Source organism: Micromonospora sp. NBC_00389, from assembly GCF_036059255.1.
Taxonomy (GTDB): Bacteria; Actinomycetota; Actinomycetes; order Mycobacteriales; family Micromonosporaceae; genus Micromonospora.
Window position 1 is genome coordinate 6242738 of the sequence record NZ_CP107947.1, and the last position, 23213, is coordinate 6265950.

Sequence of the window (23213 nt, forward strand, 5' to 3'; positions counted from 1 at the left end):
GCTGAAGGGCATCCGCATGACGGCCAGTGTCGACAATGCCCGCACCAACACCGACACCCCGGACGCACTCGGCACGCTGATCGACGACGTGATCCGCCCCCAGGCGGCGACTGTCGACCGGGACGGTTCCTTTCCCCGGCAGGGCGTCGACGCCCTCGCCTCGGCTGGCCTGCTCGGCCTGGCCTCCTCGACCGAGGTCGGTGGCGGCGGCCAGGGGATGCGCGCGGTCGCCGAGGTCATCGAGCGGCTGGCCGCCGAGTGCGGCTCCACGGCGATGGTTGTTCTCATGCACTACGCGGCGACCGCCGTCATCGAGGCACACGGCCCGCGCGAGGTCCGCACGGCCATCGCCGCCGGCGGCCATCTGACCACGTTGGCCTTCTCCGAGTTCGGTTCGCGCAGCCACTTCTGGTCGCCGACCGGCACCGCGTCGGCCGCCGACGACGGCACCGTCCGGCTCGACGCCAGGAAGAGTTGGGTCACCTCGGCCGGCGAGGTGAACAGCTATGTCTGGTCGAGCCTCCCGCTGTCCCCGGGGGCGGGTCCGATGACCCTGTGGCTCGTCCCGGCCGACAGCGCCGGCCTCAGCATCACCGGCGACTTCGACGGGCTCGGCCTGCGCGGCAACGGCTCCCGACCGATGACGGCCGACGGGCTCCGGGTCCCCACCGGCGCGATGCTGGCCGCCGACGGTGCCGGCCTGGACACCGCGCTCGGCGCGGTCCTCCCCTGGTTCCTGGTGCTGAACGCCGCGTTCTGCCTCGGCCTCGCCGACAGCGCGGTCGCCGAGGCCGGCCGGCACCTCACCAGGACCACGCTCACGCACACCGGCGCGGCCCTGCGCGACGCGCCCGTCACCCGGCGTGGCTTCGCCCAACTGAAGATCCGCACCGACGCCCTGCGCGCCTTCCTCGGCGACACCCTCACCGCGCTGGAGACCGGCCGGGAGGACGCGATGCTGCGGGTGTTGCAGGTCAAGGCACTCGCTGGCGAGACGGCCGCCGACGTGACTGACGGCGCGATGCAGCTCTGCGGCGGCAGCGCGTTCCGCAAGGAGTTGGGCCTCGAACGCCGATTCCGCGACTCTCGCGCGGCACGGGTGATGGCACCTACGACCGACGCCCTGCACGACTTCGTCGGTCGCGTCGCTACCGGGCTGCCGCTGCTCGACGAGGCCAACCGCTGATGCCGGCGCCAGCGGTCCTGATGGGGGCGGTCGCCTACGACCCCAAGGTGGTGACCATCTGGGAGGGCTTCCGTGCCTGGCTCCGAGAGGGCGGCCTGGACTTCGACTTCGTCCTCTACTCCCACTACGAGCGGCAGGTCGAGGACCTCGTCGCCGGGCGGATCGACGCGGCGTGGAACTCCCCCCTCGCCTGGCTACGGGCGGAACGCCTAGCGGCGGCCAGCGGCAGCGCCGTGCGAGCACTCACCATGCGCGACACCGACCGGGACCTCACCTCGGTCGTGGTGGTGCGCGCCGACTCACCGGTGCGGCAGGTCGAGGACCTCGCCGGGAAGCTAGTGGCCGTCGGTGCCGTGGACAGTCCACAGGCGACGCTGATCCCGCTCGGGCACCTCGCGGCCGCCGGAGTCGAGGTCGAGGTACGCCGGTTCGTCGTCGGCGTCGGTCTGCACGGCGACCACATCGGCGGCGAGCGCGACGCCGCTCGGGCCCTCATGTCCAAGGAGGTGGACGCCGCCTGCATGATCGACGCCAACCACCTGGCGTTCGTTCAGGAAGGCACGCTGCCGGCCGAGGGCACCCGGATCATCGCGCAGACCGCGCGATACGACCACTGCAACATGACGGTACTCGACCCGGCGTCCGCCGGGGTCCAGCTCTTCGGCACGCTGCTGCGTGGCATGTCGTACGCCGACCCGCAGGTACGGCCGTTGCTCGACCTCGAAGGGCTGACGGCCTGGGAAGACGGCCGCACCACGGGGTACGACGCCCTCGCCCGGGCGGTCGACGCGAGCGGGTTCTACGCCGCCGACGGGCGGGTGACGGCCGCGGACTATCGGCCGTGAGCAGCGTGCCGGCCGCCGACGTCGAGATCGACCTCGGCGGCCTGGGCTTCGGCCGGGGCGCACACCTGCTGGTGCAACGCGCCCTCGCCGGGCTACCGCCCGGCGGCCGGCTGGCGGTCTCCGGCCGCGACCCGGCCCTGCCCGTGCACCTGCCCGCCTGGTGCCGGAGCCGGGGCCACCGGCTCGAATGGCCGGATCCGGCCGACCGGAGCGAGCTGGCGGCGGTGGTCGTCCGGGGCACGGCGGATGTCGACCGCTGGTTCGGCGCGGAGCGGGCCGGGCCCGCCCTGCCGTCGGCGCTCAGCAGTCGTCCGCCGCCCCGCTGGGGGCTCGGCGCCCGCGGTGCGCTGCTGGAGGCCGGCGGCCCCGAGGCCCGGTTCGACCTGGACGAGCGCGATCTGGTCTGGGCCGACGTCGCGCCCAAGCTGTACGCGCAGGCGGCCGCGCGGCAGTGGGACCCGGAGACCGCGGTGTCGTGGGACGACGCGTTCACGCTGCCGGCCGACGTCGAGGCCGCGGTCGTGCAGGTGATGACCTACCTCGTCGAGAACGAGCAGGCCGCACTCGTCGTGCCGGCGCGCTTCGTCGGGCGCATCCACCCGCACTTCCGCGAGGTGGTGCAGGTTCTCGCCGTACAGATGGCCGATGAGGCTCGGCACATGGAGGTGTTCAGCCGGCGGGCGCTGCTGCGCGGAGCGGAGCTGGGCACGTCGTCGGCCGGCGGCCGGCAGTCGCTCTTCACGCTCGTCGCCGAATCCGACTTCGCGCTGGCCTCGTTCCTGCTCTCGGTGCTCGGCGAGGGCAGCTTCGTCGACCTGCTCTCGTTCCTGGAGCAGAACGCCCCGGACCCGGTGACCCGGCGGATCTGCTGGCTGGCGATGCAGGACGAGCGCCGGCACGTGGTGTTCGGCATGGCGCACCTGGAGCACCAGGCATCCGTGGACCCGCGGCTGCGTGACCGACTGCGGGCGGCCATCCACCGCCGGCACGACGCGCTCGTCGACACCGCGGGCCTCAACGCGGACGTCTTCGACGCGCTCGTGGTGCTCGCGGCCGGCGGCTGGCACCCCGATGACGTGTCCGCCGGCTTCGACCGGGTGCAGGACCTGCAGCGCGCGATGGATCAGGGCCGCCAGCGCCGGCTGGTACGGCTGGGCTTCCGACCCGACGAGGCGGCCGCGCTCTCCGCCCTGCACACCCGCAACTTCATGTAGATCCAAGGCCCGGGACGCCGGCGGTCTGCGGGCCTGCGCAGTACCGTTGAATGGTCATGAACAGGGACAACGACTCGGTCCGTGCGGCACTGCTACGACTGCGCGCCGAGACCGAGGCTCAGGCCGCAGCCATGGACGGCGATCTGCGGAGCCTCTTCGAGGCATCCCGGTCGTCCAACGCCGATGACGAGCACGACCCCGAGGGCAGCACGATCGCGTTCGAACGGGCACAGCTCACCGCGGTCCTGGAGGCGGCGCGTCGGCGCCTCGCCGAGTTGGACGTCGCGTTGCAACGGGTCAACGCCGGCACGTACGGCGTGTGCGAACGCTGCTCCCGGCCGATTCCCGCCGAGCGGCTGGTCGCCCGCCCCTCGGCGCGTACGTGTGTCGCCTGCGCCAGCCAGCGGTGATGTGGTCAGCTGCCGCAGCAGCCGCGGCCTGAGCGTCGGCGGGCGCGGCGTCGAGGGCCATGAGGGTGAGCGGCGCGGACGGCAGCCCCCGCTCGACGACCCGGCCGGCAAGGGCGTCGAGGCCGTCCGCCTGATCCGCGGCGAGATCCGTGTCCGGGTGGAGAAGCTCCTCACCGGCCGCCCGCGGCCAACTCGGCCAGCATCCCCTCGCAGCTGCGGACGACGACCTGCGCGCCGCGTCGCTGGGCCAGCGGGAGCAGGGGATCCTCCGCCCGGTCCCGCCATCGCCACTGAGCATCGGCGGCGACCTCCCAGAGCCGCTGCACGGTCGCCTCGTGCTCGACACCGAGTCGGGCGGCCAGCCCGACCCCGTCGCCCCCGATCAGTCGCTGCGCCTCGGCGACCAGGTCGGCGTCGAAGCCCAGCCGGGAGTTGCGCAGCGCCACCAGGAGGCGTAGCTCCCGAAACTCGTGCGCACCAGCGAGGATCTGCTCGATCGCGCCGACCAGCTCGTCGGTGCCCCGGGCGGGTTCGGCCCGCAGCAGGGCCTCCACGGCGGCCAGCGCCGACCGGGCCTTGAGCGTGTCTCGGCGGTCGATGAAGCAGCGGGTCACCGACTCCCGCAGCTCGGTGAGCCCGCTGCGCCGAATGAGTTCGGCGGAGAGTTTCACCCGGCTGTCGAACCCGGCACGGACCAGGGTGGTCGCCAACCGGATCCCGAAGAGCCCGAACCGATCCAGCAGTTCGGCGCGGACCTCGGGGTCCAGCCGTACCGGCAGCTCGCCCCGGACGAAACGGTCGGCGGAGAGCAGGTGCGCCTCCAGCTCCGGTCGGGGCGCCCGGGCCAGCATGGCGAGCGCGGCGAAAGCCGACTCGCCGAGCGTCCGGCCCGCGAGGCCGAGCGCCCCGCTGCACGCCACCACGTTCACGCAGAGCGCGCTCACCCGAGGTTCGCGGTGGTGCCGTCGGGCCAACTGGCGGGCGGTGAGCAACCCGTCGATCCGGCCGCCGCCGGTCTCGTCCGCCCGGGACAACACCATGATCACATTTACCGGGGCGGCCTGCCCGACGACACTCTCCCGGCTGGACTCCAGCACCCGCAGATCGCTGTCGCGACCATCGCGGGTCAGGTACAACACCGCGTCCGCGTCCCGCAGCACGCGTTCCATCACCGGCACGTGGCCCTGCTCACCGGTGTCGGTGACCGCCGGGGTGTCGATCAGGGTGACCTGCCGCAGCGCCCGGGTCGGCCACTGCACCACGATGTCGCGGACCTCCCCCGCCCGCCAGCCGAGATCCACCCGCATCCCGGTCGCCGACTTGAGCACCGTCAGCTCCTGCGGAGGTTGACCGGCCGGGTAGGCGGTGGCGCGCGGCTGGGCACCGTCCTCGTACCAGGTGAAGACGCCGTCGGCGCCCTCGACCGGCGCGACCTCCTCACCCATCAGCGCGTTCAGCACCGTCGATTTGCCGGAACGCCAGGGACCGGCGACCGCGATCCGCAGCGGATGCTCCAACCGGGCCACCTGGTGCCGCAACTCCCCCAGCGCCCGGGGATTGTCCTGGTAGAGGTCGATGGCCTGGTGCAGCAAGCCCCACGCCGCCTCATCCAACCGCAACCCGACGGTCATGCCCGGGGTTCCAACAGCACCGGGGCGGGGCGGGCACCGCTCAGCTGCTGAGCCTGCTCGTAGAGCGCGGCCAACCGGGTCATCCTCAGCCGGATCTCGCGCTGCCGCTGCTCGCGCAGGGCGGCATCGGTGTCAGCCTCCTGCTTCGCGCTGCGGAAGGACTGGACGATGGCCTCCTGCAACTCCTCGGTCAGCCCGGTGAAGTGGTCCCGCAGCATCCGCTGCACCTGCCGGGCGGCGTCCCGACAGTCTCTGATCATCTGGACGAAGAAGTCGTCGACATGCCGCTGAATCGCCGTCTTGGCGGTCGCCTGCCGGCGCCGGAGCAACTGCTTGCCCTCGTCGCGGATGCTCTTGCCGCCGAAGAGCGCGCCGATGCCGACCGAGACCGGATTGATCATCGGCATTCCGGCCAGCGTGGTCGCCAGACCGAACATCAGCATGCCGCCGTACGAGCCCTTCATGCCGGTGAACAGCTTCTGCCCAGTGGTGAACCGGTCGATCCTCGGACGTTCCAGCTCTGGCAGGCGGTCGCCGAAATCCTCCGGCATCGTCATCGACCACGGCGGCAGCACGTCGTAGCCGTACCGGGTGAAGTTGGCGGCCACCCGGCGGGCGATCCAGTCGCAGCGCTGGATCAGCCACTCGTGGTTCGCCTCCGCCGCCTCCACCAGGCTTCGCTCCAGCCAGTCCTGGAAGGTGTCCCAGGCGACCAACGGATCGGCCGTGTCAAACGCCTCGTCCACCGTGCGCAGGATCTGCCGGGTCCGGTCGCGCAGGTCGTACTCGATGTCGGAGAGCAGGTCGGCCATCTCGTCGGTGAGGGTGTTCTGCCACCGGGTGGTGCAGCGGCGCAGCTCGTCCACCTCACGCTGGGCCGCGTGCAGCCGGGAGATCGGCCCGGACTGCACCTCGGCCTCCTGGGTCGCCAGCTCGGCGCGCAGCGGCGCGGCCAACTGCTCCACCACCGTCCGGGCCACCCCCTGCACCGAGGCCCGGGCCAGTTGGTCGGACTTGCCGGCCAGGTCCCGCTGCAAGCGGGCGATCAGCGCGGGAAAGCCGGACTCGGCATTGAGACTGCGGTCGTCGGCCGCGGCAGCGCGCAGCCGCAGCGCCGCCGAGACCGGGATCAGCGGCACCGGGACGCCGGCGTCCGCCAGGTGTTGCCGGTTGCGCTCGGCGACCGCGCGCCAGTCCGCCACGAGATCGGTCTTGCTCTGCACCACGACCACGTTCGGATGCGAACGCATGACGTGCAGCAGCATGTTCAGTTCGGTGACCGAGAGTTCCCGAGTGGAGTCGGAGACCAGCAGCACGGTGTCCGCGCGGCTGGGAGCGGCGACCGGGGCGACGCTGCCGAGCACAGCGATCTCGTCGGTGCCCGGAGTGTCCACCAGCACCAGTCCGCCACCGAGCAGGGCGCGGGGCAGTCCGATCTCGACGTACACCGGGCCGCCACCGGGCCGACGCCCGATCGTGCCGGCCACCCCAGCGGCGACCTGGTTGAGTGCCACCGGGGTTCGCTCGACGATCGCCGCGGGCGCGGCGCCGGCAGGCCGGCCCGGGGCCGGTGGGGGCGCCTGGACCACGGCGGCGGAGGTGACGTCGGCGTGCTGCACCACGGTTGGGAGAACGGTGGTACGCCCGTCGCCGACCGGGCAGGCCGGCGCGTTGATGATCGCGTTGATCAGCTGGCTCTTGCCCTGGTTCGGTTCGCCGATGACCAGGACGCGGAGCTTCGGGTCCAGCAGTTGGGTACGCCTCTGCCGCACCGTCTGGAGCAGGTCGCCACGTCCGTGTGTGTGGCACGTGCGGGCGATCTCGTCCAGCACGTCCAACCAGATCCCCGCCATCACCGCACCAAGTGTGCGGATTTCGGCTCAATTATCAAGAGGGGCCGGATGTGGAACCGGAGAGGGCCGGATCGCCCGAGGCGATCCGGCCTTCCGTTCCCACCGGGAATCCCGGTCAGAGCAGACCGCCGGTGATGCCCAGCAGTCCGTTGTCCGACGAGGCGTGCCCCCCGTCGTGCGAGTCGCCGAGCACGCCGCCGGTGACTCCACCGGTCACGTCACCGACCGTGCCGGTGACACCGGGGAGAAGCCCGTCCACCTGGTGCGTCACGCCGCCCACCACGGACGGCACGTCGACCGGCGGGACCACGCCGCCGACGCCGCCACCGTCACCCAGGCCCAGCCCGCCAAGGGTGTCGCCGACACCGAGCGAGCCGACGACACCGTCGAGCTGACCGGTGGTGCCGGAGAGGAGACCACCGGTCAGGTCGCCACCGAGCAGGCTCGGGTCGGTGGTGCCGAGCACGCCGGCCGGGTTGCCGACCGTGCCGGTGACGTCACCGAGCAGCGGGTCGGCGATGCCGTCCACCGGCGCCACCACGTCGGCGTCGAGGGTGTGCGCCACGTCGTTCACACCCGTGAGGTCGGTGTCGAGGCCGTTCGGACCGACGCCCAGGCCGATCCCGGGCAGCACGGTGACCCCGGCGGCGAGAGTCGCCGGGTCGACGGCGATGGCGCCCAGCACGCCGGCCTTGACGTCCAGGCCGGTGGGAGAGCTGGTGATGCTGATCTGCTGCGCCACGCTCTGCAGTTGGCCGACCGCGTCAGTGGCGTCGGTCACCAGCGGGTCGAACCCGAGCTGCCCGACCGGAGCCAGCGGCGCGAGACCCTGCCCCGGGGCGTAGTCGACCACGAGCGGAACCACGTCCTGCACGTCGGCGGCGGTGATGTCGGTCAGCCCCGCGGCGTTCAGTGCACCCTCCGGGTCGAGGTCGAACGCCGACCGCGCGTCCGGGTTCGTCAGCAGGTCGAGCACGAAGTCGTGAAGGGTCTGGTGCGAGTCCATGTGCCGGTTCTCCTCGGATTGGCATCGGCGACCGTCTTTCGTCGACAGCGACGTTATTGCGGGGAGCGACCGTGGACATCGGGGCTCGGCCCGCATCTGGTCCCGCCGCGTTGGGGCCTCCGGCGCCTCCTACGTTAGGGGGACTGGGGGAAACCGTCCCGGCCAGATTAGGGTCCCGATCGGGAGCCGATCTCTGGTACGAACGTAGGAGCCCGCGGGGGCTCGCCGGGGGTGGGTCGTCGGGCGGCACCGACGCCATCACCGCTGGTCAGCCAACTCACGGGGAGTTACGAGACGGATGCCTTACGTCCTGGGGATAGACATCGGAAACACCAACACGGCCGCTGCAGTCGCGCGGCGACACGGCACGACCTGGACGCGCCCCGAGGCGGTGCCGCTGAACGCCGACTCGGCTCTCGTACCGTCGGTGTTGTACCTGTCGACGGACGGTTCGCTGCACATCGGCGAGCCCGCGACCGACGACGGCAGCCGCACCACACGGGACTTCGTCCGGCGGATCGGCGACGACGTGCCCCTGCTGCTCGGCGGCGAGCCGTGCGCACCGCAGACGCTGGCCGCCGAGCTGGCAACGTGGGTGGTCGAGCAGGTGTACGCCGTGGAGGGCGGCCCGGCCGAGGCGATCGTGCTCAGCCACCCGGCGGGCTGGCGCCCGTACCGGCGGGAGTTGCTGCACCGGGCGCTGTTCGACCTCGGCCTGCGCAACGTGACGCTGCTGCCCCACACGGTCACGGTGGCCGAGAGCCACGCGGCGCACGGGTTCGCGGGCACCACGGCCGCCGTCTACGCACTGGGTGGAAACAGCTTCGAGGCGGCACTGGTGCGGCGCACGCCGCGGGGCACGTACGAGAGCTTCGGCACGCCCCAGGGCCTCGACCAGATCGGCGGCGCCGACTTCGACGAGGTGCTGGCCGGGCACGTACGCAGCGTGCTGGCCCGGGAGTTGGCCACCACCGCACGCCGGGACACCAACGCCGCCCTGCGGGGGCTCCGGTCGGAGTGTGACCGGGTCAAGTGTGAGCTGACCGTCGATCTGGCAGCCGACGTGGTGCTGACCCTGCCGACCGGGCCGGCGCGGATACCGGTGACCCGGGCGCAGTTCGAGGACATGATCCGCCCGACGGTGCAGGCCACCGTCGACCTCCTGCTCCGGACCGTGTGCGGCGCCGGCCTGAAGCCGGCCCACCTCGACGGCGTCCTGCTCGCCGGCGGCTCCGCCCGCATCCCGCTCGTCACCGAGCTGATCACCGCAGCTCTCCCGGTCCCCGTCGAGGTGGAACCGGACTCGCAACTGACCGCCGCCACCGGGGCCGCGAGGGCGGCCTGCCAGGTGGTGTCGCCGCGCCCCCGCCGGCCGGACCCGGTACGCGAACCGGCGCCGGTCAGCGGCGCCGGCCGGGCCGCCATCCCGGCGCCGCGCCGCCCCCACCACGACAACACCGTTCCGGGCGATCCGCCACCTCGACCCCCGGTGCGGGTTCTCCCACTGGAACTGCCGAAGGCGTCCCGCCTGGCGCTGGCCCTCAGCCGGGGACGCGAAGGATGACCACAATGATCATGAATGACGTCGCCGAATCCAGGCTGGTCCTGGGCAAGGGTCCGAAGGCCCTGCTGGACATGGTCTCGGAGGACCCGACCGGCCCGCTCACCGTTGGTCTGGCCGGGCCGGGCGGCCACGGCAAGACCGCACTGCTCGCGGAGCTGGCGCGGCTCCACCGGCGGGCCGGGATCGCCGTGCGCACGGGCGCTCCGGAGCCGGGCGAACAGGTCGACCCCGACGCGCTGCTGCTGGTCGACGACGCCCACCTGCTCGACGACGCCCGGCTCGGGGCGCTGCTGCGCCTGGTGTCCACCCGTCGCCACCGCCTCGTGGTCGCCCACCGCCCGTGGCCCCGGTCGGCGGCCCTCATGGAGTTGGCCGACGCCCTGCGCCGGGACGGGCAGGCGGTGCTGCTCACCCCGTTCACCGGGGAGCAGACCGCCGCCTACCTCGCCGCCGCGCCGGAGCTGAGCAGGCGGAGCGACCTGGTCGACTTCGTACACACGCAGACCGGCGGCGTGCCCCGTGACGTCGAGCGGCTGGCCCGCGGACTGCGCGGGCCGGAGTGCCCGGCGGGCACCACGGTCGAGCCACCCCGGGCCGTCGTCCTTGAGTTCGGACCGGACCTGGAGGTGCTGCCCTCCGACGTCCGCCGACTGATGCTCGCCGTCGCGGCGGGCGTGCCGCTGCCGGTGAGCATGCTCGGCGCGCTCCTCGGTCAGGAGCCGGAGGCGGTCGACGAACTGATCGCCATGACCAGGGGAGCCGGGCTGCTCGGCGCCGACGGCCGGCTCGCGCCGATCGTCCGGCGAGCCGTCACCGCGCTCAGCCCGGCCAACGATCGCGCCGCGGTCTGGCGGCGGCTCACCGAATTGCAGCTCGCGCGGGGCGGCGCGGTGCTGCCGCTGGTCCGCTCCCTGCTCGCGGCCGGCGTGCTCGGCGACTGCCCGGCCTCGACGCTGGCAGCCGCCGCGGAGGAGGCGCTGGCCGACGAGCCAGCCTTCGCCGCCGAACTGTTCGCTGGCGCCACGGCGGCCGGGCGGCCGGCGAACGCGCGGCAGGCGCTCGCCGCCGCGCTAGCCGGCAACCTCGACGACGCCCTGCGGCTGGCCGACCGGCTGCTGAGCGCGACCGCTCCGGCCGACCGCACGGAGGCCGCCATGGTGTCCGCGACCGCCCTGGCGCACCGCGGTCACGTCGGTCGCAGCGTGGAGCTGTACCGGTGGTCGGGCACCGCGTCGTCGGTGGCATTCGCCACCGTCGGCGGGCTCGCCTCCGGTGACCTGACCGCCGTCGCCGAACCGGCGGCGGACGGCCCGGCCGGCGAACCGCCCACGCTGCACGCCAGCGCCGCCCGGCTGATGGCCGACGGGGTACGGGAGAGCGTCACTGGCCCGCCGACAGCCGCGCTCTCCGCGCTCGTGCAGGCCGCCGCGCTGCTGGAGCCGGCCGGGCGGGCGGCACTCCTGCCGGACAGCCCGGCCGCGCTGGCCGCCTTGACCGCGGTGCACTGCGGCGAGCTGGAGATCGCCGAGCGGGTGCTGCACCGGGCCCTGGTGGCCGGTGTCGGCGGCCCGCTGATGGCCCGCCGTCACCGGCTGTTGCAGGCCTGGATCCTGATGGTCCGGGGCCAGACGCACGCCGCAGCCGAACGCCTCGCCGCGGTGACGGTCGACGGGCGCCCGTTGGAGTCACGCGACCTGCTCTTCGCCGCCGCGCTCCGGATGGGCATCGGCCGGCGCAACAGCGACCTCGGGGCGCTCACGCGTGGCTGGGGGCAGGCGCTGGAGGCGGTGGTCCGGCACCCCGTCGACCTGTTCACGCTGCTGCCGCTGGGCGAGCTCGCCATCGCCGGCGCCCGGCTGGGTGACCTGGCCCGACTGGACCCGTACCTGCGGGAGGGCCGGTCGCTGCTGGGCCGACTCGGCGGGCCGGCACTGTGGAGCATCCCGCTGCACTGGAGTGGGCTGCACGCCGCGATCCTGACCGACGAGCCGGCGGTCGCCGACGAACACGTCACCGCCCTCCTCGCCGCCGCGGGCCACAGCCGGTACGCCGCCGTGGTCGCCGCGGCCGCCGAGAGCTGGGTGGAGGTGCTCCGGGGCGTGGTCGACCCGGTCCGGGTGGAGGCCGCCGCCCGAGGGCTGCACGACACCGGACTGTGCTGGGACGGCGCCCGCCTCGCCGGGCAGGCAGCGATCCGGACCTCGGACCGGCGGGCGATGACCACCCTGCTGGAATGCGCCCGGGTTCTGCAGGGCCGGCCGGCCGGCGGCAACGGCGGGCAGCGACCCGCAGCCGGCGAGAGCACCGCCCAGGTCGCCGACGCCATCGCCGGCCCCACCCAACAGGGGCTCAGCGACCGCGAGTACGAGGTGGCCGAGTTGGTGCTGGCCGGGCTGACCTATCGGGAGATCGGCGACCGACTCTTCATCTCGGCCAAGACCGTGGAGCACCACGTGGCCCGGATGCGCAACCGACTGAACTGCGCCAACCGCGCGGAGCTGCTGGCTCTGCTGCGCACCGTCGTCGCCGACCGTGCCAGCAACGCGGCCGGGCAGCCGTGGCCGCAACGGTCGGCCCGATGAGGCCGCCGTGCGCCGGATGCCGGTGGGCCGAGCGGAGCGGAACGTGACGCGGCCCGAGGACCCGCCGATCCGGATGAGGCTCGTCGCGCTGGCGGTCGTGCTGCTCACGCTCTGGTCGTACGCGGCCTACCTGACCAGCCAGGACGCCGCCGACCTGCTCCGGGTGCGGGCCCTGGCGGACACCCTGGGCCAGCCGATTGACCGGCTGATCCTGAGCCTGCAGGCCGAACGCCGGCTCACCGCCGAGACGAGGGCCGGAGCCGGGCTACCGGCGACCGCGCTGGGCGGGGCACGCGAGGGGACCGACCGGGCCGCGGCCGAGGTCCGCGCGTTCACCGAGGGCACCGACCTCCGGCTGCTCACCGCCGGCGCGGTCCGCGACCGGGCCGACGAGCTGGTCCGGCGGCTGAACGGACTGGGCACCATCCGGTCCCAGGTGGACGCCGAGCAACTCGACCCGGCCGAGGCGGTCGACGGGTACGACCAGCTCGTCGATGTCGCATTCGACGTGTACGGCCCCGAGTGGGGCGCGTACGAGAGCGAGCTGGCCGCCGACACCCGTGCGGTGATCGCGCTGGCCCGCGCCCGCGAACTGCTCGCCCGGGAGGACACCCTGGTCAGCGCCGCCCTGACCGGTGACCCGGTCGACGCCGACCAGCGGCGTCGTCTGGCCGAACTGATCAGCAACCAGCGGTACGCACGCGCCGAGGCGACCGCCGGGCTGCCCGTCGACGGTCGGGGCGAGCACCAGGGGCTCACGGCGGGCCCCCGATTCGCCGGCCTGCTCGCCCTGGAGGACATGCTGCTGCGGGCAGGCAGCGCCAACGCCCTGAGCGGGATCACCATGGCGGATTGGCGGGCCGCTGCGGACGACGCCCTCGGCGCGCTGCACGAGTTGGTGACGACCACCGCGCGGAGCAGTGTCGAGCGGGCCACGCCGGGTGCGGCCGTGGTCGTGGCGCGTACCGGCGCGGTGGTGGGGCTCGGACTCATCGCGGTGATCGCGGTCCTGTTGAGCTGGGCCGGCACGGTCCGCCGGTTGACCGAAGGGTTGGCCCGGTCGGGCACCGACCGCGATCGGCGGCAGCCACCGGGTGGCCTGGCGGAGCCGGGCGGCACCGCGCTGACCCGCCCCGACGTCGCGGCGGAGGTCCACTCCCCGGTCCCGGCCCGGGATGCCTCGGCGGCGGAGCGCACCCAGGACCTGTTCCTGCGGGTGACCCGACGCAACCAGGTCCTGCTGCGCGACCAGCTCAACCTGCTGGACGGCATGCAGCGGCGGGAGCGGGCCGCCGAGGAGGCCGACGAGCTGTTCCAGCTCGACCACCTCACCACGCGGGTCCGGCGCAACGTGGAGAAGCTGATCGCCCTCGCCGGTGCGACCCCGGCCCGCCGATGGCGGCGCCCGGTGCCACTGCTCGACATCGCGCGCGGCGCGGTCGCCGAGGCGCCGGAGTACCACCGGGTCCTGATCGCGCCGCACTGGCCGTGGTCGCTCGCGGGTCCCGCCGTCACGGACGTCATCCACCTGCTGGCCGAGCTGATCGAGAACGCCCTCGCCTTCTCGTCGACGGACACCACCGTCCGGGTCGCCGGTGAGCACCGGCCGCAGGGCTGCGCGGTCGTGGTCGTCGACGACGGGCCTGGCCTCGACGCGACCGCGCTGGCCGAGGCGAACCACCTGCTCGGCAACCCGCCACCGAACGGCCCGCCCGTCGGGCCGGCGGGGCTGTACACCGCCGCCCTGCTCGCCGCCCGCTGTGGCGCCCGGATCTCGCTGCGTCCCAGCCAGCGCGGCGGGACGGCGGCGATCGTGCTGCTCCCGGCCGGGTTGGTCACGGTGACCGGTGCCGGTGGTGGCCGGGCCGGCACCGGCGACGGAACGGCCACGTCGCCCCCCGGCCTCGCGTACCCGCCGGCCCGGGGCGGAGCCGACGCGGCCGACCCGAGCGGCCACGGCGAGCTGCCGATGCGGATCCGCCAACCCGGGCCGACCGGCCGCGAAACCGGCGGCGCCGGCCCCGAGACCGTCGAACTGCCGGTAGCAAGAGCAACAAGGAGACATCGATGACGCATGCAGTGGCCACCAGCGACAGCCTGACCGGCGCCCTGGACCGCCTGGTCGACCGGGTACCCGGCGCGGAGTTCGCCGTGGTGCTCTCTCCGGACGGGCTGCCGCTCGGCGGTTCCCGGCATGTCGAGGCGAAGCTGGCCGAACAGATCTCCGGTGTGGTCGCCGGCCTGCTGGCGTTGGGGCAGGCCGCCACCCGGACGTGCGAGGCGGGCGGGCTGCGTCAGATCGTGGTGCAGATGTCGCGGTCGTTCCTGTTCATCGCCACCATCCGGAACGGGACCATCCTCACCGTTCGGATTGCCGGTGACGACGCCGAGGTCGGCGACATGGCGTACGAGGTGGCGCTCTTCGTGGGGCAGGCCGAAAGGCACCTGCCGGTCCGCCTGGTACCGGCCTCCTCGGCGACGAGCGGGGACACTGGTGTACACCACCGGCACGGCTGACGAGGCGTGGTACGACGACGACGCCGGCCCGGTGGCCCGCCCCTACACGATGACCGGCGGGCGCACCGCACCCGAGCGCGGGCAGTTCGATCTGATCTCACTGGTCGTCGCCCGGCGGGCGGCCACGCCTGACGCACCGCTCTTCCCCGAACAGGCGCGGATCGTCGAGCTGTGTCACCATCCACTGTCGGTGGCTGAGGTCGGCGCCGAGCTGGATCTGCCCCTGGGCACCGTCCGGGTACTGCTCAGCGACCTGCTGGCGGCCGGGCTGATCGAGACGCACCAACCGCCGTCGCTGTCGGAGCTGCCGTCCGAGGACCTGCTTGAGGCGATACTCGTCGGGCTTCGCGCGCTGTAGGCCGAGCGAACGCCACGGCGACCGGAAGGGTCGCGGGCGCCCGTCCGGGACGAACTGAAGGGGAGACAGGTAGTGCCGGCAACTCCGCCCCAGCCACGGCGTACCGCGGCGATCATTCTGCTGGACCGGATCGTGGCCATCGCCGCGGCCGTACGGCGGGCGCTCCCCGGTCGCGGCGACGGCTCGCGGGCCACCTGGGTGGCCCTGATCGCGGCGCTCGGGGTGCTGGTCGCGACTGCGGTCTCCATCATCGGGGTGCTGCGCACGCCGGAGCGGCTGGCACCGGTGACCCTCGCCCCGCCGCCGTCCGCCGAGCAGGTGGGCACGCCGCAGGTCGGTACGCCCCGGGCGCAGGCGAGACCGGCGGCCACCAGCCCGACGAGGTCCACTCCCCCGCCAGCCCCGTCCACCACCGAACCGTCGACCAGCGCCCCCGCACCGACCGCCTCGGCGGCCGCACCCACGCCGGCCGCCCTGCGCGGCGACTTTGCCATCGCGGAGAACGCCCTGCTCAGCTACGGCGCCGCCGTGACGATCAGCAATCCCGGACCGGTGCCGGTGACGCGGTGGACGCTCGTCGTCACCCTGCCCAGGGATTCGCTGCGGGTCACGTCGGTCGAGGGCGCTCGGGCCAGCCAGAACGGAGCGGTGTGGACGTTCGTACCGGACGGCAGCGCCGGACAGGTGGCCGGCAGCGCTTCGGTGCAGGTGACGTTCCGGGTCAACGGCTCGACGGTCGGCTCCGCCCCCACGGCGTGCACCATCGACGGGGTCGCGTGCACCGGTCTGCCCGACTGAGCAGCCGACGGTAGGGGTTTCCCCACCACCGAGATCATGGGTCGCCGTATGTTCCGGAAACGCGACCTCGACCAGGCTTTCCGCTATGCGAAACAGCGATGTGACCCCCGCTCGCGGGCCGGTCGTCGAGGTGCTCGACGTGACGAAGACCTATGCCGGCGGGGGCGGTGTCCGGGCGTTGGATGGCGTGTCGGTCGCCTTCGAGGCCGGTTCGTTCTGCGCGGTGATGGGTCCGTCGGGCTCGGGCAAATCGACGCTTCTGCACTGCGCGGCGGGCCTGGATCGGCCGGACAGCGGACGGGTGCTCCTCGCCGGTCAGGACATCGGCGGGCTGCGTGAGCCGCAGCTCACCCAGGCACGGCGGCGGCGGGTCGGGTTCGTCTTCCAGTCGTACAACCTGATGGACGCGTTGTCGGTCTGGCACAACGTCCTGCTGCCGCAGCGGCTGGCCGGGGTACGACCGGACCGGGACTGGGCGCGGGAGGTGATGCGCCGCGTCGGGCTCACCGGACGGGAGAACGACCGGCCCGGCCAACTGTCCGGCGGCCAGCGGCAGCGGGTCGCGCTCGCCCGCGCCCTGGCCAGCCGTCCGGAGGTCATCTTCGCCGACGAACCGACCGGGGCGCTGGACCTGTCGACCGGCCGCGAGGTGCTCGGGCTGCTGCGCGAAGCGGTGGACGGCATCGGCACGACGGTCATCATGGTGACGCACGACCCGGCCGCGGCGGCGTGGGCCGACCGCGCGGTGTTCCTCGCAGACGGGCGGATCGTCACGGAACTCGCCGACCCGACCGCCGAGAAGGTCGCGGCGCAGATGATGGCGGTGACCGTCCGATGATCCGGCTCGCTCTCGGCACCCTGCGCCAGCACCGCGGCGCGTACGCCGGCACGTTCTTCGCCGCGCTGCTGGCCGTTGCCCTGCTCGCTGGCGGCGGTCTGCTGCTCGCCTCCGTGCTCACCGCGAAGCCGCCGGCCAACCGGTTCGCGGCCGCGCCGATCGTCGTCTCGGGCGACCGCGACGTCACCCTCGAGATGGTCACCACCAAGCAGAAGAAGGACAAGGTCAAGGTCAAGCGCAAGGTCAAGTCCGAGCGGCTCACCGGCGCCGCCTCGCTGCCAGCGGACCTCGCGGGCCGGCTGGGCAACCTTCCGGGCGTCGCGGCCGCCGTCGCGGACGTCGCCTTTCCGGTCCAGACAGGTACGCCGGACGGACGTCCACTGCGCGGTGCCGACGATGCTCCCGTGATCGGACACGGGTGGGCCTCCGCACCGCTGACCCCGTACTCGCTGCGCACCGGTGAGGCACCCGGCCCGGGCCAGGTCGTCATCGACGCCGACCTCGCCAACCGGTCGGGCACCACGGCGGGCGGACGTCTCGTCGTCACCACCAAGACCGGGGTCCGCACCATGCTCGTGTCCGGTGTCGCCGCACCGGCCGGGCGGGACGGGCTGCCCGCCCAGGGCGCGCTGTTCTTCGCCGACAGCGAGGTGGCGTCGGTGTCGGGGCTGCCCGGCCCGACCGCGGTGGCCGTCCTGGCCAGACCCGGCACCGATCCGGTCGCGCTCCGCGACGCCGTCGAAGGGGTCGCCGGAAAGGCGCCCGTGCTCACCGGCGCCGACCGGGTCCGGGCCGACCTGCCCGGCGCCCTGCCGGACTACATCGGTCCCATCTCGATCTTCGGCTTCGTCATCGGCATCACGGCGTTCTCGGCCGTCTTCGTCCTCACGGGCACGGTCACCCTCGGCGTACGCCAGCGCCTGCGCGAGTTGGCCCTCCTGCGCACCGCCGGCGCGACCCCCGGTCAGCTGCGCCGCCTCCTCGGCGTGGAAAGCCTCCTGCTCGCCGGGGTCGCCGCGCTGCCGGGCGCGCCGCTGGGTGTGGTGTTCGCCCACGTGGTGGCCGCCCGGTTCCGGGAGCTGGGCGCGGTGCCGGCCCAGTTCGTCGTACAGACCAACGTGATCGTGCTCCTCGCCGCCGCGGTGGCCGGGATGCTGGTGACCTTCGTCGGTGCCCGGATCGCCGGCCGCCGAGCGGTGCGGATCGCCCCGACGCAGGCACTCGCCGAGACCGCGAACGCACCGACCGGCGGCCTCGTCCTGCGGACCGCCGTCGCGGTGGTGACCACCGCCGGCGCGATCGCCCTGCTCATCTTCGTTCCGCTCGACGGGCCGCTCGGGATGGGCATGAGCTTCATGTCGTCCGCCCTGTTGCTGTGCACGGTCGCGGCCCTCGGCCCGGTGCTGGTCCGGGTGCTGACGGCGCCGGTGTCCCGCCTCGTCGGCGCCGGCGGCGCGACCGGTTGGCTGGCCGGCCTGGTCACCCGGGCCGAGCCGCGACGGGTCGCGGCGGTCGCCGTCCCGCTCGTGCTCATGTTCGCGATCAACGCCACCATGCTGCTCAACAGCGCCCTGCTGGACGAGTTGACGGCGCAGGAACAGGCGGAGCGGACCGCGGCCGCGACGGCTCAGGTGACCGCTCCGGGCGGACTTCCGCTCGGAGTCGTCGAAAGGCTCACCGCTCTCGACGGGGTGACCGGTGCGGCGGCGACGTTGCCGACGCGGGCCATCGTCGAGCAGGGCGGCAAGCCCGAGGACTACGCGACGCAGGGTCTGCTGGTCGCCGGCACCGAGGCGGTGCTCGACCTCGATCTTCGCGCCGGGACGCTGCCGGGCACGGGCACGTTCGCCGCCAGCGAATACGTGACCGGTCAGTACGGCTGGCGGGTGGGCGACGACGTGCAGATCTGGCTCGCCGACGGCCACCAGGTCCAACTGCGCCTCGCCGGGGTGTACGCCCGAGCGCGTGGCTTCGGCGACCTGACGCTACCCGCGGACCTGGTGGCGGCGCACGACCCGCGCGGACTGGTCAGTACGGTCGGGCTGCGTTACCGCGGCGACGTACCGGACCGGATCGCCGCCTCGTGGCCCGGCCTGCGGCTGACCCCCACGCTCGGTGCGGCACCCGCCGGTGACGCGCAGAACCAGCAGGGCGCCTGGGAGCTCATGGTGGTGATCTCCCTCGGCTTCACGGCGATCGCGGTCGTCAACACCTTCGCCATCGCCACCGCCGCGCGTCGCCGCGAGTTCGCCGGCCTGCGGCTGGCCGGGGCGACGACCGGGCAGCTCCACCGGCTCGTCGGGCGTGAGGCGACGATCACGGTCACCGTTGGGCTGGTGCTGGGCATCCTGGTCACCGCGATCGTGGTCGGCGCGTTCAGTACCGCGCAGGACGGCACGTTGCGGGTGTTCGTCGACGCCGGCACGTACGCGGGGATGCTCGGCGGTGTCGCGGCACTGGGGCTGGTCGCGGGTGCCGTACCGGCCCGGGTCCTGCTGCGGCGGCGCAGCCTGCCGGCCCTGAGCGACGGACGCTGACCGTGCGCACGGCTGGATCGCCGCTCGGACCCGTCCTCCGGATCGTCGGGGGCCGGATCCGGCCGGCGGCCGCGGTCCGGTGCCGGCGCGCCGCCGGTACGATCGCCGCGATGATCCGCACAACGATGTCGGCGCTGGCGTACCTGTTCAGCAGCCTCGTCGCTGGTGTCGTCGGCCTCGCCTGGGCCGTGGCGTCCACCCTCGGCGTCGGTCTGCTGGCGATCACGCAGCTCGGCGGCCCGGCGTTCCTCGGCGCCGCCTGGGTGACCCGGCGCCTCGCCGACCTGGAGCGGCACCGGGCCGGTTGGGTGCTCGGCACCGCGATCGCCGCGCCGTACCTGCCGATCGAGGGCGCAACCATGCGGCAGCGGGTCAGCGCGGTCGCCGTGCAACCGGCCACCTGGCGGGACCTGGCCTGGCTGGTCGCGCTGTTTCCGCTGGGCCTGGCAGGCGGGATCGCCGCCATCGTGATCACCGTCGTCGATCTCGCCGCCGTTGTGGCGCCGGTATGGGCGTGGGCGGTGCCGAACCCGCACGCACCGTTCCCGATGCGTCCGCTCATGACGACGGTGCCGGGCCGGTTCGGCCTGACCGTCCTCGGCGTGCTGCTGTTGCCGGTCACCGCGTGGTTCCTGCGGACCGCCGGGCTGCTCCAGGCCCGTACGGCCCGGGTCCTCCTGGCGCCCGGCGCGCACCGGCACCTGGTCGAGGAAGCTGCCCGACTCGCGCAGACCCGCCGTCGGGTCGTCGACGCCCAGGCGGCGGAGCTGCGTCGGATCGAGCGGGACCTGCACGACGGCGCCCAGGCCCGGATCGTGGCCGCCGGCATGACGCTGGCACTGGCTGCCCGCAAGCTGCGGGCAGGTGCGGCCGCCGCATCCGACGTGGACCTCGCCCGCCGGCAGCTCGACGACGCCCTCACCGAGCTGCGCCGGCTGGTACGCGGCATCCATCCGCCGATCCTCACCGACCGGGGGCTGCACGCCGCTGTCGCCGCCCTGGCCGGCGACAGCCCGCTCAGCGTCGAGATTCGGGGCGACCCGGACGACCGTTACCCGCCGGCGGTCGAGTCGGCGGCCTACTTCGTCATCGCCGAGGGTCTCGCCAACGCGGGCAAACACGCCGACGCCCGGACGTGCGTCGTCACCCTCGCCCGAACCGCCGGCACGGTCACCGTCACGCTCACCGACGACGGACAGGGCGGTGCCGACCCGTCCGGATCCGGGCTCGACGGTCTGCGCCGCCGCGTCGAGGCACTCGACGGCCGGCTCACCATCACCAGTCCACCCGGCGGTCCCACCGTCCTGTCCGCGGAGCTACCCCACTGATGCGCATCGTGATCGCCGAGGACCTGCTGCTGCTCCGGGACGGCATGGTACGGCTGCTGACCGACACCGGCCACACCGTCGTCGCCGCCGTCGACACCGCACCCGCCCTGCTGGCGGCCGTCACCGAGCACCGACCCGACCTGTCGATCGTCGACGTTCGACTGCCACCCGGCTTTCGCGACGAAGGGCTCCGCGCCGCTCTGACGCTGCGTGCCACGGACCCGGACACCAAGGTGCTCATCGTCTCCCAGTACGTCGAACGGGCCTACGCCGTGGAACTGCTCGCCGACGGCCGGGGCGGTGTCGGGTACCTTCTCAAGGACCGCGTAACCGCTCTCGACGACTTCCTCGACGCGGTGGAGCGGGTCGCCCACGGTGGCACCGCCCTGGACCCGGAGGTGGTCCGCCAGCTGTTCACCCGCAACAGCCGCAACCACGGAGTCGACGGGCTCACCGCACGGGAACGAGAGGTGCTCGGCCTCATGGCCCAGGGCCTGTCCAACGCGGCCATCTGCGCCGCGCTCGTCCTGGCGCCGGTGTCGGTGGAGAAGCACATCACCAACATCTTCGCCAAGCTCGACCTGCCGCCGGCCGAGGACGCCAACCGGCGTGTTCGTGCGGTCCTCGCCTACCTCAACCACTAGCCAGCCGTACGCGGCTCGGCCCGGCCGGCCGCCTTGTCGGTCGCGTGTCGGTGCCGTGTCGGGGCGGTGTCAGGTGCCCCGCGCACGATCTACGGCATGACATCTGACCTGGTGATCGAGGCCGAGGGCCTCGTGAAGAACTTCGGGAAGACGAGGGCGCTCCAAGGCGTGGACCTCGCCGTGCCCCGAGGGACGGTGCTCGGGGTGCTCGGCCCCAACGGCGCCGGCAAGACCACCGCCGTACGCATCCTCTCCACGCTCCTGACCCCGGACGGCGGCACCGCCCGGATCGGCGGCTTCGATGTCGTACCCGACGCCGAGCGGGTCCGGCAGAGCATCGGGCTCACCGGCCAGTACGCCTCGGTCGACGAGGACCTGACCGGGCGGCAGAACCTGGAGCTGTTCGGCACCCTGCTGGAGCTGGGGCGCACCGGATCGCGGCGGCGGGCCGCCGAGCTGCTCGAATGGTTCGACCTGACCGCCGCCGCCGACCGGCAGGCCAAGACCTACTCCGGCGGTATGCGGCGACGGCTGGACCTGGCCGCCAGTCTCGTCGGCTCGCCGGACGTGATCTTCCTGGACGAGCCGACGACCGGGCTCGACCCGGCCAAGCGCGAGGACATGTGGGACGTGGTCCGGTCGCTGGTCACGAACGGCTCGACCGTCCTGCTCACCACGCAGTACCTGGAGGAGGCCGACGCGCTGGCCGACTCGATCACGGTGATCGACCACGGCCGGGTGATCGCGCACGACACGCCCGAAGGGCTCAAGCGGGTGGTCGGGGGGCAGACACTCGAGGTCCGGCCGTCCGACCCCGCGCACCTGTCCCGGATCGCGGCGATCCTGTCCGAAGTCGGCTCCGGGGCGCAGGCCGACGAGATCCGCAAGGGTGTGCTCGCGGTGCCGGTCGCCGACGACGGGGCCCTGACCGAGAGTGTCGCCCGGTTCGCCGCCGCCGGCATCGCGGTCACCGAACTCTCCCTGCACCTGCCGAGCCTCGACGAGGTGTTCTTCACCCTCACCGGGCGGACCGCATCCGAGGACGACACCACCAGCCTCAAGGAGGTCGCCGCATGAGCACCCTCGTCCGCACAGACCCCACGACGAGCCCTGTGCTCTCGACGGCCGCCCCGAACCCACGGCCGTTCCGGCTGGTCCGGCACTCACTGGCGCTCGCCAAGCGCAGCCTCATCAAGACCTGGCGTACGCCCGAGGCGCTCATCGACGTCACGCTGCAACCGGTGCTGTTCCTGATCATCTTCGTGTACATCTTCGGCGGCGCGGTCGCCGGCTCCACCCACGACTACCTGCAGTTCCTGCTGCCCGGCATCCTGGCGCAGACCATCGCCACCGGCGCCATAGCGATCGGCGTCAACCTCAACACCGACATCGCCAAGGGCATCTTCGACCGGTTCCGGTCGCTGCCGATCCCGCGCTCCGCGCCACTGCTCGGCGCGGTCCTGGGCGACGTCGTCCGGTACGTGATCGTCACGATCTCGACCCTCGCGATCGGCTACCTGCTCGGTTTCCGGATCGACTCCGACCCGCTGCGTGCGATCGCCGGCTGCCTGCTCGCGGTGCTGTTCGCGCTCTGCCTGAGCTGGCTGCCGGTCTTCGTGGGCATGAAGGTGCGTACCCCGGGAGCGGTGCAGGGCCTGATGTTCGCGTTGATCATGCCGCTGAGCTTCGCGTCGAACGTGTTCGTCAGCGCCGACACCCTGCCCGGTTGGATGCAGGCCTTCGTGGACGTCAACCCGATGACCCACCTGGTGGCAGCGGTGCGCGGACTGTTCCTCGGCACGCCGGTCGGCTCGCACGTGTGGTGGACGCTCGCCTGGTGCGCCGGCTTCGTGGCGGTGTTCATGCCGCTGGCGCTGCGCGCGTATCGCAAGAAGATCTGAC

The 23213-nt window shown here is 73.3% G+C and carries 19 protein-coding genes; 16 read left to right on the forward strand and 3 right to left on the reverse strand.

Annotation, left to right across the window (positions count from 1 at the left end):
* The first annotated feature begins 16 nt into the window (after nucleotides 1-16).
* From OG470_RS29595 to OG470_RS29610, 4 genes are read left to right on the forward strand one after another with little or no spacing between them, the layout of a single operon-like run.
* On the forward strand, nucleotides 17-1186 hold the full coding sequence (locus tag OG470_RS29595) for an acyl-CoA dehydrogenase family protein (RefSeq protein WP_328417539.1): 1170 nt from the start codon (nucleotides 17-19) through the stop codon (nucleotides 1184-1186).
* Nucleotides 1186-2031, forward strand: a complete 846-nt coding sequence (locus OG470_RS29600) for a phosphate/phosphite/phosphonate ABC transporter substrate-binding protein (RefSeq protein ID WP_328417541.1) — start codon at nucleotides 1186-1188, stop codon at nucleotides 2029-2031. Before OG470_RS29595 ends, OG470_RS29600 begins: the two co-directional genes overlap by 1 nt.
* Nucleotides 2028-3245 carry a ferritin-like domain-containing protein gene (locus OG470_RS29605; RefSeq protein ID WP_328417542.1) on the forward strand — a complete coding sequence of 406 codons (1218 nt, stop codon included), beginning with the start codon at nucleotides 2028-2030 and terminating at the stop codon, nucleotides 3243-3245. Before OG470_RS29600 ends, OG470_RS29605 begins: the two co-directional genes overlap by 4 nt.
* 56 nt (nucleotides 3246-3301) lie before the next feature.
* Nucleotides 3302-3655, forward strand: a complete 354-nt coding sequence (locus tag OG470_RS29610; protein ID WP_328417545.1) for a TraR/DksA family transcriptional regulator — start codon at nucleotides 3302-3304, stop codon at nucleotides 3653-3655.
* Between the two features lie 170 nt (nucleotides 3656-3825).
* Here OG470_RS29610 and OG470_RS29615 read toward each other — a convergent pair whose 3' ends face one another.
* The 3 genes from OG470_RS29615 to OG470_RS29625 all read right to left on the reverse strand — a co-directional run bounded on the left by OG470_RS29615 (nucleotide 3826) and on the right by OG470_RS29625 (nucleotide 8145).
* The gene (locus OG470_RS29615) at nucleotides 3826-5286 is read right to left on the reverse strand and encodes a GTP-binding protein (protein WP_328417547.1); all 1461 of its coding nucleotides are present in this window, start codon (nucleotides 5284-5286) and stop codon (nucleotides 3826-3828) included.
* Nucleotides 5283-7139, reverse strand: a complete 1857-nt coding sequence (locus tag OG470_RS29620) for a dynamin family protein (RefSeq protein ID WP_328417549.1) — start codon at nucleotides 7137-7139, stop codon at nucleotides 5283-5285. The genes OG470_RS29615 and OG470_RS29620 overlap by 4 nt, the downstream gene beginning before the upstream one ends.
* A gap of 115 nt (nucleotides 7140-7254) precedes the next feature.
* On the reverse strand, nucleotides 7255-8145 hold the full coding sequence (locus tag OG470_RS29625) for an IniB N-terminal domain-containing protein (protein ID WP_328417551.1): 891 nt from the start codon (nucleotides 8143-8145) through the stop codon (nucleotides 7255-7257).
* Between the two features lie 298 nt (nucleotides 8146-8443).
* On the opposite strand from OG470_RS29625, the gene OG470_RS29630 reads away from it, so the two are divergent.
* The 12 genes from OG470_RS29630 (at nucleotide 8444) to OG470_RS29685 (ending at nucleotide 23212) form a co-directional block, all read left to right on the forward strand.
* Entirely contained in the window at nucleotides 8444-9709 is a 1266-nt protein-coding gene (locus tag OG470_RS29630; RefSeq protein ID WP_328417553.1) for an Hsp70 family protein, read from the forward strand.
* Nucleotides 9710-9714: 5 nt separating this feature from the next.
* Nucleotides 9715-12291, forward strand: a complete 2577-nt coding sequence (locus tag OG470_RS29635; protein ID WP_328417555.1) for a helix-turn-helix transcriptional regulator — start codon at nucleotides 9715-9717, stop codon at nucleotides 12289-12291.
* 43 nt (nucleotides 12292-12334) lie between these two features.
* Nucleotides 12335-14362 (forward strand): sensor histidine kinase, encoded by a 2028-nt coding sequence (locus tag OG470_RS29640; protein WP_328417557.1) that lies wholly within the window; start codon nucleotides 12335-12337, stop codon nucleotides 14360-14362.
* A complete protein-coding gene (locus OG470_RS29645; RefSeq protein WP_328417559.1) occupies nucleotides 14359-14808 on the forward strand; it encodes a roadblock/LC7 domain-containing protein in 450 nt (149 codons plus the stop codon). Before OG470_RS29640 ends, OG470_RS29645 begins: the two co-directional genes overlap by 4 nt.
* A complete protein-coding gene (locus OG470_RS29650; protein ID WP_328417562.1) occupies nucleotides 14786-15166 on the forward strand; it encodes a DUF742 domain-containing protein in 381 nt (126 codons plus the stop codon). Before OG470_RS29645 ends, OG470_RS29650 begins: the two co-directional genes overlap by 23 nt.
* Before the next feature lie 72 nt (nucleotides 15167-15238).
* The gene (locus tag OG470_RS29655) at nucleotides 15239-15964 is read left to right on the forward strand and encodes a cellulose binding domain-containing protein (RefSeq protein WP_328417564.1); all 726 of its coding nucleotides are present in this window, start codon (nucleotides 15239-15241) and stop codon (nucleotides 15962-15964) included.
* Between the two features lie 85 nt (nucleotides 15965-16049).
* Nucleotides 16050-16802: an ABC transporter ATP-binding protein gene (locus OG470_RS29660; RefSeq protein ID WP_328417566.1), complete on the forward strand. Its 753-nt coding sequence runs from the start codon at nucleotides 16050-16052 to the stop codon at nucleotides 16800-16802.
* Nucleotides 16799-19339, forward strand: a complete 2541-nt coding sequence (locus OG470_RS29665; protein ID WP_328417568.1) for an ABC transporter permease — start codon at nucleotides 16799-16801, stop codon at nucleotides 19337-19339. Before OG470_RS29660 ends, OG470_RS29665 begins: the two co-directional genes overlap by 4 nt.
* Before the next feature lie 110 nt (nucleotides 19340-19449).
* Nucleotides 19450-20667, forward strand: a complete 1218-nt coding sequence (locus OG470_RS29670; protein WP_328417570.1) for a sensor histidine kinase — start codon at nucleotides 19450-19452, stop codon at nucleotides 20665-20667.
* Nucleotides 20667-21311: a response regulator transcription factor gene (locus OG470_RS29675; RefSeq protein ID WP_328417572.1), complete on the forward strand. Its 645-nt coding sequence runs from the start codon at nucleotides 20667-20669 to the stop codon at nucleotides 21309-21311. The genes OG470_RS29670 and OG470_RS29675 overlap by 1 nt, the downstream gene beginning before the upstream one ends.
* A 96-nt stretch (nucleotides 21312-21407) precedes the next feature.
* Nucleotides 21408-22388 (forward strand): ATP-binding cassette domain-containing protein, encoded by a 981-nt coding sequence (locus tag OG470_RS29680; RefSeq protein ID WP_328417574.1) that lies wholly within the window; start codon nucleotides 21408-21410, stop codon nucleotides 22386-22388.
* A complete protein-coding gene (locus tag OG470_RS29685; protein ID WP_328417576.1) occupies nucleotides 22385-23212 on the forward strand; it encodes an ABC transporter permease in 828 nt (275 codons plus the stop codon). Before OG470_RS29680 ends, OG470_RS29685 begins: the two co-directional genes overlap by 4 nt.
* Nucleotide 23213: the final 1 nt, after the last annotated feature.

What these genes read in the sequence shown, in the direction of transcription:
- OG470_RS29625 (WP_328417551.1), bottom strand. Translation starts at nt 8,145, where the DNA reads ATGGACTCGCACCAGACCCTTCACGACTTCGTGCTCGACCTGCTGACG.
- OG470_RS29635 (WP_328417555.1), top strand. Translation starts at nt 9,715, where the DNA reads ATGATCATGAATGACGTCGCCGAATCCAGGCTGGTCCTGGGCAAGGGT.
- OG470_RS29660 (WP_328417566.1), top strand. Translation starts at nt 16,050, where the DNA reads ATGCGAAACAGCGATGTGACCCCCGCTCGCGGGCCGGTCGTCGAGGTG.
- OG470_RS29620 (WP_328417549.1), bottom strand. Translation starts at nt 7,139, where the DNA reads ATGGCGGGGATCTGGTTGGACGTGCTGGACGAGATCGCCCGCACGTGC.
- OG470_RS29645 (WP_328417559.1), top strand. Translation starts at nt 14,359, where the DNA reads ATGACGCATGCAGTGGCCACCAGCGACAGCCTGACCGGCGCCCTGGAC.
- OG470_RS29670 (WP_328417570.1), top strand. Translation starts at nt 19,450, where the DNA reads ATGATCCGCACAACGATGTCGGCGCTGGCGTACCTGTTCAGCAGCCTC.
- OG470_RS29615 (WP_328417547.1), bottom strand. Translation starts at nt 5,286, where the DNA reads ATGACCGTCGGGTTGCGGTTGGATGAGGCGGCGTGGGGCTTGCTGCAC.
- OG470_RS29610 (WP_328417545.1), top strand. Translation starts at nt 3,302, where the DNA reads ATGAACAGGGACAACGACTCGGTCCGTGCGGCACTGCTACGACTGCGC.
- OG470_RS29665 (WP_328417568.1), top strand. Translation starts at nt 16,799, where the DNA reads ATGATCCGGCTCGCTCTCGGCACCCTGCGCCAGCACCGCGGCGCGTAC.
- OG470_RS29685 (WP_328417576.1), top strand. Translation starts at nt 22,385, where the DNA reads ATGAGCACCCTCGTCCGCACAGACCCCACGACGAGCCCTGTGCTCTCG.
- OG470_RS29600 (WP_328417541.1), top strand. Translation starts at nt 1,186, where the DNA reads ATGCCGGCGCCAGCGGTCCTGATGGGGGCGGTCGCCTACGACCCCAAG.
- OG470_RS29680 (WP_328417574.1), top strand. Translation starts at nt 21,408, where the DNA reads ATGACATCTGACCTGGTGATCGAGGCCGAGGGCCTCGTGAAGAACTTC.
- OG470_RS29630 (WP_328417553.1), top strand. Translation starts at nt 8,444, where the DNA reads ATGCCTTACGTCCTGGGGATAGACATCGGAAACACCAACACGGCCGCT.
- OG470_RS29595 (WP_328417539.1), top strand. Translation starts at nt 17, where the DNA reads ATGACGGCCAGTGTCGACAATGCCCGCACCAACACCGACACCCCGGAC.
- OG470_RS29675 (WP_328417572.1), top strand. Translation starts at nt 20,667, where the DNA reads ATGCGCATCGTGATCGCCGAGGACCTGCTGCTGCTCCGGGACGGCATG.